Raw genomic sequence first — 12,384 nt, forward strand, 5'->3', positions numbered from 1 at the left:
GGCATTCCACACCCCACCCGGCGGCAACCACTAGGCAAGCGCCCCGTCAGCCGCTACATTGGCCGACTTGCGCCTGCCTTTCAGGCCCTTCTGTCCCCCCTTATTGAACACACGGAACCTGCAAAACCCAATCATGGACCCTTCCCCTGGTATCACCCTCGCCACACTCTTCGCCGATTTCGGCATGATTCTTTTTGCTCTGATCCTGGTACTGCTCAACGGTTTTTTCGTTGCGGCGGAATTTGCCATGGTCAAACTGCGCTCGACCCGGGTCGAGGCCATCGCCCACACCAACGGCTGGCGCGGACAAATCCTGCGCACCGTGCACAATCAGCTCGACGCCTACCTGTCGGCCTGCCAGTTGGGTATCACCCTGGCTTCCCTGGGCCTGGGCTGGGTCGGTGAGCCGGCGTTCGCGCATATCCTCGAACCGCTGCTGGGCGCGGTAGGCGTCGAATCGCCGGAAGTGATCAAGGGCGTGTCGTTCTTTGCCGCGTTCTTCGTGATTTCCTACCTGCACATCGTGGTCGGTGAACTGGCGCCCAAGTCCTGGGCCATTCGCAAGCCCGAGTTACTGTCGCTGTGGACGGCGGTGCCGCTGTACCTGTTCTACTGGGCCATGTACCCGGCGATCTACCTGCTCAACGCCAGCGCCAACGCGATCCTGCGCATCGCCGGCCAAGGCGAGCCCGGCCCGCACCACGAGCACCATTACAGCCGCGAAGAGCTCAAGCTGATCCTGCACTCCAGCCGTGGCCAGGACCCGAGCGACCAAGGCATGCGCGTACTGGCTTCGGCCGTGGAAATGGGCGAGCTGGAAGTGGTGGACTGGGCGAACTCCCGTGAAGACCTGGTGACCCTGGACTTCAACGCCCCGCTCAAGGAAATCCTCGCGCTGTTCCGCCGCCATAAATTCAGCCGATACCCGGTGTATGACGCAGTGCGCAACGAGTTTGTCGGCCTGTTGCACATCAAGGACCTGCTGCTGGAACTGGCGGCCCTGGACCACATCCCCGAGTCGTTCAACCTGGCCGAACTGACCCGCCCGCTGGAACGTGTGTCGCGGCACATGCCGTTGTCGCAGTTGCTGGAGCAGTTCCGCAAAGGCGGCGCGCACTTTGCCCTGGTGGAAGAAGCCGACGGCAAGATCATCGGCTACCTGACCATGGAAGACGTGCTGGAAGTGCTGGTAGGCGATATTCAGGACGAACACCGCAAGGCCGAGCGCGGCATCCTCGCCTACCAGCCCGGCAAACTGCTGGTACGGGGCGACACGCCGCTGTTCAAGGTAGAACGGCTGCTGGGTGTCGACCTGGACCACATTGAGGCCGAAACCCTCGCAGGGCTGATCTACGACACGCTCAAACGGGTGCCGGAAGAGGAAGAAGTGCTGGAGGTTGAAGGTTTGCGGATCATCATCAAGAAGATGAAAGGTCCGAAGATCGTGCTGGCCAAGGTCCTGCTGCTGGACTGACCCTCAATTGCCCAATGCAAAATTGGGCAATGTCCCGACCGGCTGGTTGAATTCGTAAGGAATCGACACCAGCCCGGCCTCGGCACTCTGCTGCACCACAAAGTGCAGGTGTGGCCCGCTGCTGTTGCCGGTATTGCCCGACAACCCCAGCGCGCTGCCCACCGCCACGCGCTGCCCTGCCCTTACACTGACCGAACCTTGCTTGAGGTGCAGATACACGCCCTGGCTGCCGTCATCGTGCTGCACTCGCACGAAATTGCCTGACGCATCGTTGCCGCGTCCGATCTGGCTATTCTCGATTTTCACCACCACACCGCTGCGCGCCGCAATGATCGGCGTGCCTTCGGGCATGGCAATGTCCATGGCATAGCGACTTTTGGCGTCGGTGTGGCTGAAGCTGCCGTTGGGGCCTTGGGTCAGGCGGAACGGACCGCCACGCCAGGGCAGGGGGTAGCGGTAGGCTTGTTGTGGGTAACCGGTTTTTGGCCTGTCGAGTACCGGCCGCTGCACACGCTCCACCTTACGCTCCTGGATCACGAACGCCTGGGCCCCGGGGGTTTGCCGGTCGCTGAAGAACACCATGCCGTTGGCATCAGTGGATTTGTAGAGGGTCATGGCCTGGGTCGAAGTGGCGACCGCAGCCAACGTGCAGGACAGCAAGAGGCGAAGGAACATGGCGCGAACCTGACAGGATGACTGAACGGCAAGCTAGCAACGGTTGATGACAATCTTGTAGTGAGCGGGCTTGCCCCGCGCGGGGCTGTGCAGCAGCCCCGAAACCAGGCGCAGAGGCGTGCCTGATATACCGCATTCGTCTTCGTCAGGGGCGCTTCGCACCCCAACGCGGGACAAGCCCGCTCGCCACAGAGGTCCCAGCTTGCTGCGCGACAGCGCTACGTCGAAGAGGCAGTGGGACCTCCCTCACCACAAGGTCAGGCACCCGGCACAAAATGCTTCTGCGCCGTACCGCGCGCGATCAGCCGCGAGATGTAGTCGAGCTTCTGCGCATCCTGGTCGATAAAGCGGAAAGTCAGTTGCAGCCAGTCGCTGTCCGGCTTGGGTTCGAAGGCGACGATGGCGTGCAGGTAGCCGTTGAGACGGGCCACCTCAGCGTTGTCGCCCTGTTCCAGGTCGAGCACGGCGCTTTCCAGTACCTGAGGCAGGACTTCACCGCGACGCACCACCAGCAGCGCTTCCTTGATGCTCAGCGCCTTGATCACACATTGCTGGGTGCCGCTGGACAGGCGCAACTGACCCTGGCCACGGCCGCCGGTTGGTGCGGTGCCTGGTGCTTGGACCGGCGGGCTGTTAAGCAGGCCTTTGCTTGGCGCAGACGCGGCAGCCGCAACGGGGGCTGCACGCACGGCTTCGGGCTTGCCACCGGTCAAGGCGCTCAGGGAATCATTGCCGAAGGCCGAGTTCATCTTGGTCGGCGCGCTGGCGACCAGGGCGTCGAGGCGACCGACCTTGTGCAGGGCCTGCTTGACCTTGTTCAGCAGTTGCTCGTTGGTGAACGGTTTGCTGACGTAGCCGGAAACCCCGGCCTGGATCGCCTGGACCACGTTCTCTTTGTCGCCACGGCTGGTCACCATCACGAACGGCATGGACTTGAGGTGCGGCTGCTCGCGGCACCAGGTCAACAGCTCCAGGCCGGACATCTCCGGCATTTCCCAGTCGCACAGCACCAAGTCGAAGGTCTCGCGCATCAGGATGGTCTGGGCCTTCTTGCCGTTTACCGCATCTTCAAGCTTGATCCCGGGAAAGTAGTTGCGCAGGCACTTCTTCACCAGATCGCGGATAAACGAGGCGTCATCCACCACCAATACACTGACTTTACTCATCGACCCTTCATCCTATAAAAACTTCGGCACGCAAAACGCCTGACTAATGGCATTTTGCCAAAACTCTGTAGTCACGTTCGGACTTTCTTTTACCCGATTCGCAAAAAATTCAGACGCCACGAACGAAAACGCCCGACCAAAGGCCGGGCGTTAATTTCTCGGGCAACCTTACTTATCGTCAGATTCGCCCGGAACATTAGGGATTTGATCGGCGGAACCTTCAACTTCGGCCTTCATGCGCTTGAGGCCCATGTGCCGTACGTCGGTACCGCGCACCAGGTAGATCACCAGTTCCGAGATATTTCGCGCGTGATCGCCGATCCGCTCCAGGGAACGCAGCACCCAGATGATGCTCAAGACCCGCGAGATAGAGCGCGGGTCTTCCATCATGTAGGTGGCCAGCTCACGCAGGGCGGTCTTGTATTCACGGTCGATGACCTTGTCGTACTGCGCCACCGACAACGCCAGCTCGGCGTCAAAGCGCGCAAAGGCATCAAGGGCATCCCGCACCATGTTGCGCACCTGGTCGCCGATATGACGCACTTCGACATAACCGCGCGGCGCTTCACCCTCTTCGCACAGCTGGATGGCACGGCGGGCGATCTTGGTGGCTTCGTCGCCGATCCGCTCCAGGTCGATCACCGACTTGGAGATGCTGATGATCAAGCGCAGGTCGGATGCCGCCGGTTGGCGACGGGCGAGAATGCGCAGGCATTCTTCGTCGATGTTGCGTTCCATCTGGTTGATCTGGTCGTCGATCTCGCGCACTTGCTGGGCCAGGCCCGAGTCAGCCTCGATCAACGCGGTCACGGCGTCGTTGACTTGTTTCTCCACCAGCCCGCCCATCGCCAGGAGGTGGCTGCGCACTTCCTCGAGCTCGGCGTTGAACTGCGCGGAGATGTGGTGGGTAAGGCCTTCTTTGCTAATCATGCGTTTGCTCCGCAAAAGCTGTAAGCCGCAAGCTACAAGCTGCAAGCTGATGTGTGTCGTTCCGTTGAACTGCTTTTACTTGCCGCTTGAAACTTGCGGCTTGCAGCTGCCCCAACTAGCCATAGCGACCGGTGATGTAGTCTTCGGTCTGCTTCTTCGCCGGATTGGTGAACAGGGTGTCGGTATCGCCGAATTCCACCAGTTTGCCCATGTACATGAACGCGGTGTAGTCGGAAACCCGCGCCGCCTGTTGCATGTTGTGGGTCACGATGACGATGGTGAACTTGGACTTGAGCTCGTAGATCAGTTCTTCGACTTTCAGCGTCGAGATCGGGTCGAGTGCCGAGCACGGTTCGTCGAGCAGCAGCACTTCCGGCTCCACGGCGATGGTGCGCGCGATCACCAGGCGTTGCTGCTGGCCGCCGGACAGGCCGAGTGCCGACTCATGCAGGCGGTCCTTGACCTCATCCCACAGTGCCGCGCCTTTAAGGGCCCACTCAACCGCTTCGTCGAGGATGCGCTTCTTGTTGATGCCCTGGATGCGCAGGCCGTAGACCACGTTTTCGTAGATGGTCTTGGGGAACGGATTAGGCTTCTGGAACACCATGCCCACGCGGCGACGCAGCTCGGCCACGTCTTCGCCCTTGCGGTAGATGTTGGTGCCATAGAGGTTGATGGCACCGTCCACGCGGCAACCGTCGACCAGGTCGTTCATGCGGTTGAAGGTACGCAGCAACGTGGACTTGCCGCAGCCGGACGGACCGATAAAGGCAGTCACGCGCTGCTTGGGAATGTTCATGCTGACGTCGAACAGCGCCTGCTTTTCACCGTAGTACAGGCTCAGGCCCGGTACTTCGATGGCCACGGTTTCCTGGGCCAGGCTCAGGCTCTGTTTGTCGCGACCCAGGGCAGACATGTTGATGCCGTGGGAATGGGTGTCTTGTTGCATGGTCTCACTCCGTTCGTAGCTGCAAGCTTTTAGCGGCAAGCTGCAAGATTTGAGCAAAAGCGGCTTGTAGCTTGCCGCTTGTGGCTAATAGCTTTAGCTGTCCAACGCTTTGTATTTTTCGCGCAGGTGGTTACGAATCCACACCGCCGACAGGTTGAGCGTGGCGATCACCATCACCAGCAGCAAGGCGGTGGCGTACACCAGCGGCCGTGCGGCTTCGACGTTAGGGCTCTGGAAGCCGACGTCATAAATATGGAAGCCCAGGTGCATGATCTTCTGGTCCAGGTGCAGGTACGGGTAGTTGCCGTCCAGCGGCAGCGACGGGGCCAGTTTCACCACGCCTACCAGCATCAGCGGCGCCACTTCACCGGCGGCGCGGGCCACGGCGAGGATCATGCCGGTCATCATCGCCGGGCTGGCCATCGGCAGCACGATCTTCCACAACGTCTCGGCCTTGGTCGCGCCCAGGGCCAGGGAGCCTTCACGCACCGTACGCGGAATCCGCGCCAGGCCTTCTTCGGTGGCCACGATCACCACCGGCACCGCCAACAGCGCCAGGGTCAGCGAGGCCCAGAGCAGGCCCGGTGTACCGAAGGTCGGTGCCGGCAGCGCTTCGGCGAAGAACAAACGGTCGACCGAGCCACCCAATACATACACGAAGAAGCCCAGGCCGAACACGCCGTAGACGATGGCCGGTACACCCGCCAGGTTGTTCACGGCGATGCGGATAATCCGCGTCAGGGTGTTCTGCTTGGCGTATTCACGCAGGTACACCGCCGCCAGTACGCCGAACGGCGTCACGATCATCGCCATGATCAGGGTCATCATCACGGTGCCGAAGATGGCCGGGAAGATCCCGCCTTCAGTGTTGGCTTCCCGCGGGTCATCGCTGAGGAATTCCCACACCTTGCTGAAGTAGAACCCGATCTTGGTCATCGTGCCCATGGCGTTCGGCTGATAGGCGTGCACCACTTTGCCGATGCCGATTTCAATTTCCTTGCCGTTGCCATCGCGAGCGGTCAGGGCGTCGCGGTTGAACTGGGCGTGCAGGTCGGCCAGGCGCGCTTCGATGTCCTGGTAACGGGCGTTCAGCTCGGCGCGATCGGCATCCATGTCGGCCTGGGCGGCGGCGTCGAGCTTGCCTTCCAGTTCCAGCTTGCGGCCGTGCAGGCGAATGCGTTCGAGGCCGGCGTTGATCGCGCCGATGTCGGATTTCTCCAGGGTCTTGAGCTGGGCCGCCAGCTTGTTCACGCGGTCCACGCGGGCTTGCAGCTCCGGCCATGCGGCCTCGCCCTCAGCGATGACCTTGCCATCCTGCTTGACGTTGACCAGGGTGCCGTAGAAGTTGCCCCACTCACGACGCTCGATGGTCATCAGGTTCTTCGGCGTGGTCTGGTCCTTCAACCACTCGCCGACGATCCAGGTGAAGTCGTTGCCGTTCAGGTCACGGTTGCCGACCTTGATCAGCTCGCGGGTCATGAATTCCGGGCCCGCCTCGGGCACCGGCAGGCCAGCGCTTTTCAGGCGCTCGCGTGGCACTTCTTCTTTCTGCACCACTTCGCCGATGACGATATGGTTTTCCTGGCCCGGCACGTTGTAGTTGGCCTGGATCAGGTCAGCCGGCCAGAAGTGGCCCAAGCCACGCACGGCAATCACGGCCAGCAAACCAATGGTCATGATGACCGCGATGGACACCGCGCCACCGCTGATCCAGACGCCGGGAGCGCCGCTCTTGAACCATCCATTCAGGGAGTTCTGTTTCACAGACTTCTACCTTTCTTAAAGCGACGAGTATTTCTTGCGCAGACGCTGACGAATCAACTCGGCGAGGGTGTTCATGATGAACGTGAACAACAGCAGCACCAGCGCCGAGAGGAACAGCACGCGGTAATGACTGCCGCCGACTTCCGACTCGGGCATTTCCACCGCGACGTTGGCTGCCAGGGTGCGCAGGCCTTCGAACAGGTTCATCTCCATCACCGGCGTGTTGCCGGTGGCCATCAGCACGATCATGGTCTCGCCCACGGCGCGGCCCATGCCGATCATCAGTGCCGAGAAGATGCCTGGGCTGGCGGTCAGGATCACCACGCGGGTCATGGTCTGCCACGGCGTGGCGCCCAGGGCCAGGGAGCCCAGGGTCAGGCCGCGCGGTACGCTGAACACGGCGTCTTCGGCGATGGAGTAGATGTTCGGGATCACCGCGAAGCCCATCGCCAAACCGACTACCAGGGCGTTGCGCTGGTCGTAGGTGATGCCGAGGTCGTGGGAGATCCACATGCGCATGTCGCCGCCGAAGAACCAGGTTTCCAGGTACGGGCTCATGTACAGCGAGAGCCAGCCCACGAACAGGATCACCGGGATCAGGATCGCGCTTTCCCAACCATCGGGAACCCGCAGGCGAATCGACTCGGGCAGGCGACTGAAGACAAAACCGGCCACCAGGATGCCTATCGGCAACAGCATCAGCAGGCTGAAAATTCCCGGTAGATGCCCTTCGACATACGGCGCCAGGAACAGGCCGGCGAAGAAGCCGAGGATCACCGTCGGCATCGCTTCCATCAATTCGATCACCGGCTTGACCTTGCGGCGCAGGCTCGGGGCCATGAAGTAAGCGGTGTAGATCGCCGCGGCAACGGCCAGGGGCGCCGCCAGCAGCATGGCGTAGAACGCCGCCTTCAGCGTACCGAAGGTCAAGGGCGCCAGGCTCATCTTCGGTTCGAAGTCGGTGTTGGCGGCGGTCGATTGCCAGACGTATTTAGGCTCGTCGTAGTTTTCGTACCAGACCTTGCTCCACAACGCGCTCCAGGACACTTCCGGGTGCGGGTTGTCCAGCAGCAGCGGCTGCAGCTTGCCGCCGGCTTCGACGATCACGCGGTTGGCGCGAGGCGACAGGCCGAACACGCCCTGACCTTCGACCACTGGATCCACCAACAGGGTGCGATGGGCGGTGCTGTGGAAGACGCCGAACTTGCCGGAAGCGTCGAGGGCAGTGAAGCCTTTGCGACGCTCTTCGGCGGTGATCTCAACGATAGGCGTGGTGCCCATCTGGAAGGTACGGATCTGCTTGAAGCGTTGCTCGCCATCCGGGTCGCGGGCCATGAACCACTGGGCCAGGCCGCCTTTGGAGTTACCGACAATCAGCGAGATACCGCCCACCAGCTGGGTGCTGGCGGTGACTTCGGCGGTGCCGTCTTCGAGCAATTTGTAGCGGCCGTTGAGGCTCTTGTCGCGCAGGCTGAACACATCCGCCAGGGCACGACCGTTGATCACGTACAGCCACTGCTGGCGCGGATCGATGAAGATCGCCTTCACCGGCTCGGTCATTTGCGGCAGCTCGACACGCTTCTGCTCGCTGGTGACTTCACCGGTCATCATGTTTTCTTCGCGGCTCAGGGTCAGCACGTTCAAGTACGAACCGGCCGAGCCGGCAACCACCAGCGACGAATCGGTGGCATTGAGGGCGACGTGCTCCAACGGGCGACCAGCATCGTCGAGCACGATCGGCGTTTCACCGTAGGGGTATTCAATCGCAGGCGTGATGGTTTTCTTGCCGTCCGGGTATGACACCTTATAGGTGTGGCGGAACACCAGAGATTGGCCGTTGGACAACCCGAGGATCACCAGCGGGCTGCCCGGCTGGTCTTCACCGATGGACGCAACGCTCACACCCGCCGGCAGCGCCAGGTCGACACGCTTGAGTTCGGCACCGGTCGTGACATCAAAGAACAGCGCCTGGCCCTTGTCGGAAACCCGCATGGCGACCTGGTTCTGCTCTTCCAGAGAGATCATCAGCGGCTTGCCGGCGTCCTGGATCCAGGCCGGGGTGAGCGCATCTTCCTTGGTCAGCGAGGCGCCTTGGAACAAAGGCGCGACCACGTAGGCGAGGAAGAAGAAAATCAGGGTGATCGCACCGAGAACGGCGAGGCCGCCGACCAGCACGTACCAACGGGTCAGACGGTCCTTGAGCGCGCGGATGCGGCGCTTGCGTTGCAGCTCAGGCGTATTGAAATCAATGCGCTTGGGGGGAGAAGTTGTCGTCATGGTGGAATTGGCCAGATCATTCATGCGCACACCCTAGCGATCCTGTATGACAGAAAGATGACAATGCAGTGACGCACGAAATCCGCCGCGAAGCAGGGCTGGCAGCGGATTGAAAATTAGTGATGCGGGAGCCGGCGTACCGGTTCCCGCAGAGGCAATCAGTTGCCTTCTTTCAGACCCAGGTCAGCCAGGGCTTTGGCGGCCACTTTGGCTGGCAGCGGGATGTAGCCGTCTTTCACTACAACTTCCTGGCCCTGTTTGGACAGAACCAGTTTCACGAACTCAGCTTCCAGCGGGGCCAGAGGCTTGTTCGGGGCTTTGTTGACGTAAACGTAGAGGAAACGCGACAGCGGGTATTTGCCGTTCAGGGCGTTTTCTTCGCTGTCTTCGATGAACTCAGTGCTGCCTTTCTTGGCCAGGGCCACGGTCTTCACGCTGGCGGTCTTGTAGCCGATGCCCGAGTAACCGATGCCGTTCAGCGAGGAGCTGATCGACTGCACGACCGACGCCGAGCCAGGTTGTTCGTTCACGTTAGGCTTGTAGTCGCCTTTGCACAGGGCTTCTTCCTTGAAGTAACCGTAGGTGCCGGATACCGAGTTACGCCCGAACAGCTGCACTGGCTTGTTGGCCAGGTCGCCGGTCACACCCAGGTCGCCCCAGGTTTTCACGTCGGCTTTGCTACCGCACAGGCGAGTCGAGGAAAAGATCGCGTCGACTTGTTCCATGGTCAGGTGCTGGATCGGGTTGTCCTTGTGCACGAACACGGCCAGGGCATCCACGGCAACCGGGATAGCGGTTGGCTTGTAGCCGTACTTCTGCTCGAAGGCAGCCAGTTCGGTGTCCTTCATCTTGCGGCTCATCGGGCCCAGGTTGGAGGTGCCTTCAGTCAGCGCAGGTGGTGCGGTAGCGGAGCCGGCAGCTTGAATCTGGATGTTGACGTTCGGGTATTCCTTTTTGTAACCCTCGGCCCACAGGGTCATCAGGTTAGCCAGGGTATCGGAACCGACGCTGGACAAGTTGCCCGACACACCAGTGGTCTTCACGTAAGCCGGGATTGCCGGGTCAACACCTGCGGCCACCGCGTTGGCGGTCGCAACGCCAGCAGCGACAAAAGTCATTGCCGCCATCAAACGTTTCAGTTTCATGCCTTGCTCCTAGCAGATAGGGATAGTTGGATCGGGGCCAAGTATCGAGAGGCCGTGTGAACACTCTATGTCTGAAATATGACAATTGGATGAAAGGCCAGCATTGGGCGAGCATTCGCAGTTAAGAAGAAAACGGTCGGCAATACAGGCTGGAGCGGCGAGATGAACGTAATGAGGCCCTGGTTTGAAACCTCTCTGCAATTGCTGATCGGAGATTTCCCACAGCTATTTAGGGTTGTTGCTCGGAACTAGCCTTACTAACCTCCCCGCGCCGCTGCAAATTCAGCGGCCGGGACTGCAGTAAAAACTTGACCCCTTCACGGCGCGCCTTAGGTTGACAAAACAAAACCAAAGAATAGTCTTGTCAACCTAAGGAGACCTCACATGATCAATGACCGAATTCGCCGCGCAAGGTTATTGCGTGGCCTGTCGCTGGAAGCACTGGCACTGCGTCTCGGCGACATAACCAAGCAAGGCCTGAGCAAATATGAAAAAGGGTTGAGTACCCCAAACTCTCAGCGCCTTCTGCAGTTGGCAAAAGCACTGGAGGTGAGCCCCGAGTATTTTTTTCGTACTCAGGCACTGCCACTCGCGCCGCTGGAGTTCCGCAAGCTTGCGAAGATGCCTAAATACCGTCAGGTCCAGGTCGAGGAACAGATTCGAGAGCATCTGGAACGCTATATATCTCTGGAGGAGTGTTTCGATCCACAAGATATCAAAACTGCCGAAACCCCAGCCCAAATGCTCCCAGTCTCCTCCATAGAGGACGCGGAACGAGCGGCGGATGAGCTCCGTAAGTATTGGGATATAGGTGAGGATCCTATTGCTCATCTGACTGAACAGTTGGAAGAGCACGGCATTAAAGTGGTGATGCTGTATGGGCCGGACGATTTCGATGGCGCTTGCGCAGCCACCCATGACGGCGAACATGTGTTGATCGCTTTAAATGCTCAGAGAGCAGGTGAACGTATTCGCTTCACCGCTGCTCATGAATTGGGTCACTGGGTGATGAAATTGCCTGATGATATGCCCGAGCGCGATAAAGAAAACTGCTGTCACCGCTTCGCAGGAGCGTTCCTTTATCCCTCTAAAAGCGTTACCGGAGATTTTGGGAATCACCAACGCTCCCGTGTCCACCCTAGAGAACTACTGATTGCTAAGCGCCAATATGGGCTCTCAATGCATGCAGCGCTTCGTCGATTGAAGGACCTCAAACTGTTAGGGGAAAGCGGCTACAAGTCCCTGACCATTCAATTCAGTAGCAATGGCTGGCGCAAAGCAGAACCTGAGCCGTTACCTTGCAAACCACCTCAGCGCTTTGAGTCACTCGTTTTCTGGGGGTTAGCGGAAGGCCTTATCACCAAATCACGAGCGGCCGAGTTGCTGCGGCGTCCTGTGAGGGCTCTAGACCCCAATTTTCTGGGCTCACTGGAGAGTGCATGAGCCTGATCTATATATCAGCGACACCAACATCTGGATTGATTTCAGGAACGCTGGATTGCTGGAGCATATGTTCAGGCTGCCATTTACCCTCTGCTGCACCGATTTCGTCATGCATGAGCTTGAGGATTTCCCTCATGAAGAACTGCTCGCCCAAGGGCTGGTTGTCGAATCATTTGACGAGGGAGGCGTGCAGAAACTCTTAGGACTTAAGGTCGAACACAACAACAGTTCCTTGGCCGACGTTTCTTGCTACCTACTGGCACAAACAACCGGAAGACCCTTACTCACTGGCGATGGGAAGCTACGTCGCCAGGCAATTCAGGATGGACTGCAGGTACACGGCGCACTTTGGCTACTCGACCTCATGGTCGAACATCAAGTCCTCAATGCTATTGGCGCAGCAACGGCACTCGAACAGATGCTGGCAGGCGGCGCCCGCTTGCCAGCATCAGAATGTCAAATACGGATCTCTGGCTGGAAAGTTATATGAAACTCAACTCGGATATTGAATATCTATCCAGCACTTATAAAAATCACCCTGTCCATCTGGCAAAGTAGACA

At 59.6% G+C, this 12,384-nt stretch carries 10 protein-coding genes; 3 read left to right on the plus strand and 7 right to left on the minus strand.

Annotation, left to right across the window (positions count from 1 at the left end; genetic code table 11):
- Window positions 1-133: 133 nt before the first annotated feature.
- Window positions 134-1,474, plus strand: coding sequence for a hemolysin family protein (locus AB1462_RS08895; protein ID WP_090401399.1), 1,341 nt, complete (start codon window positions 134-136; stop codon window positions 1,472-1,474).
- A gap of 3 nt (window positions 1,475-1,477) precedes the next feature.
- Here AB1462_RS08895 and AB1462_RS08900 read toward each other — a convergent pair whose 3' ends face one another.
- The 7 genes from AB1462_RS08900 to AB1462_RS08930 form a co-directional block, all read right to left on the minus strand.
- The gene (locus AB1462_RS08900; RefSeq protein ID WP_367246593.1) at window positions 1,478-2,149 is read right to left on the minus strand and encodes a M23 family metallopeptidase; all 672 of its coding nucleotides are present in this window, start codon (window positions 2,147-2,149) and stop codon (window positions 1,478-1,480) included.
- A 257-nt stretch (window positions 2,150-2,406) separates the two neighbouring features.
- Entirely contained in the window at window positions 2,407-3,315 is a 909-nt protein-coding gene (locus AB1462_RS08905) for a response regulator (protein WP_090401397.1), read from the minus strand.
- Window positions 3,316-3,483: 168 nt separating this feature from the next.
- The gene (phoU, locus tag AB1462_RS08910) at window positions 3,484-4,245 is read right to left on the minus strand and encodes a phosphate signaling complex protein PhoU (protein ID WP_065937962.1); all 762 of its coding nucleotides are present in this window, start codon (window positions 4,243-4,245) and stop codon (window positions 3,484-3,486) included.
- A gap of 115 nt (window positions 4,246-4,360) precedes the next feature.
- On the minus strand, window positions 4,361-5,194 hold the full coding sequence (gene pstB, locus AB1462_RS08915) for a phosphate ABC transporter ATP-binding protein PstB (protein WP_090401395.1): 834 nt from the start codon (window positions 5,192-5,194) through the stop codon (window positions 4,361-4,363).
- 93 nt (window positions 5,195-5,287) lie between these two features.
- Complete coding sequence (gene pstA, locus AB1462_RS08920; RefSeq protein WP_090401394.1) at window positions 5,288-6,958, minus strand: phosphate ABC transporter permease PstA; 1,671 nt, start codon at window positions 6,956-6,958, stop codon at window positions 5,288-5,290.
- Window positions 6,959-6,973: 15 nt separating this feature from the next.
- On the minus strand, window positions 6,974-9,007 hold the full coding sequence (locus tag AB1462_RS08925) for an ABC transporter permease subunit (RefSeq protein ID WP_259191800.1): 2,034 nt from the start codon (window positions 9,005-9,007) through the stop codon (window positions 6,974-6,976).
- Window positions 9,008-9,393: 386 nt separating this feature from the next.
- Entirely contained in the window at window positions 9,394-10,380 is a 987-nt protein-coding gene (locus AB1462_RS08930; protein ID WP_090401393.1) for a phosphate ABC transporter substrate-binding protein PstS, read from the minus strand.
- Window positions 10,381-10,764: 384 nt separating this feature from the next.
- On the opposite strand from AB1462_RS08930, the gene AB1462_RS08935 reads away from it, so the two are divergent.
- Both AB1462_RS08935 and AB1462_RS08940 read left to right on the plus strand, forming a co-directional pair.
- Window positions 10,765-11,823, plus strand: a complete 1,059-nt coding sequence (locus AB1462_RS08935) for an XRE family transcriptional regulator (RefSeq protein ID WP_259191576.1) — start codon at window positions 10,765-10,767, stop codon at window positions 11,821-11,823.
- Window positions 11,816-12,313 carry a type II toxin-antitoxin system VapC family toxin gene (locus AB1462_RS08940; RefSeq protein ID WP_367246594.1) on the plus strand — a complete coding sequence of 166 codons (498 nt, stop codon included), beginning with the start codon at window positions 11,816-11,818 and terminating at the stop codon, window positions 12,311-12,313. The genes AB1462_RS08935 and AB1462_RS08940 overlap by 8 nt, the downstream gene beginning before the upstream one ends.
- Window positions 12,314-12,384: the final 71 nt, after the last annotated feature.

Source organism: Pseudomonas sp. SB113, from assembly GCF_040754745.1.
Classification (GTDB): Bacteria; Pseudomonadota; Gammaproteobacteria; order Pseudomonadales; family Pseudomonadaceae; genus Aquipseudomonas; species Aquipseudomonas grimontii.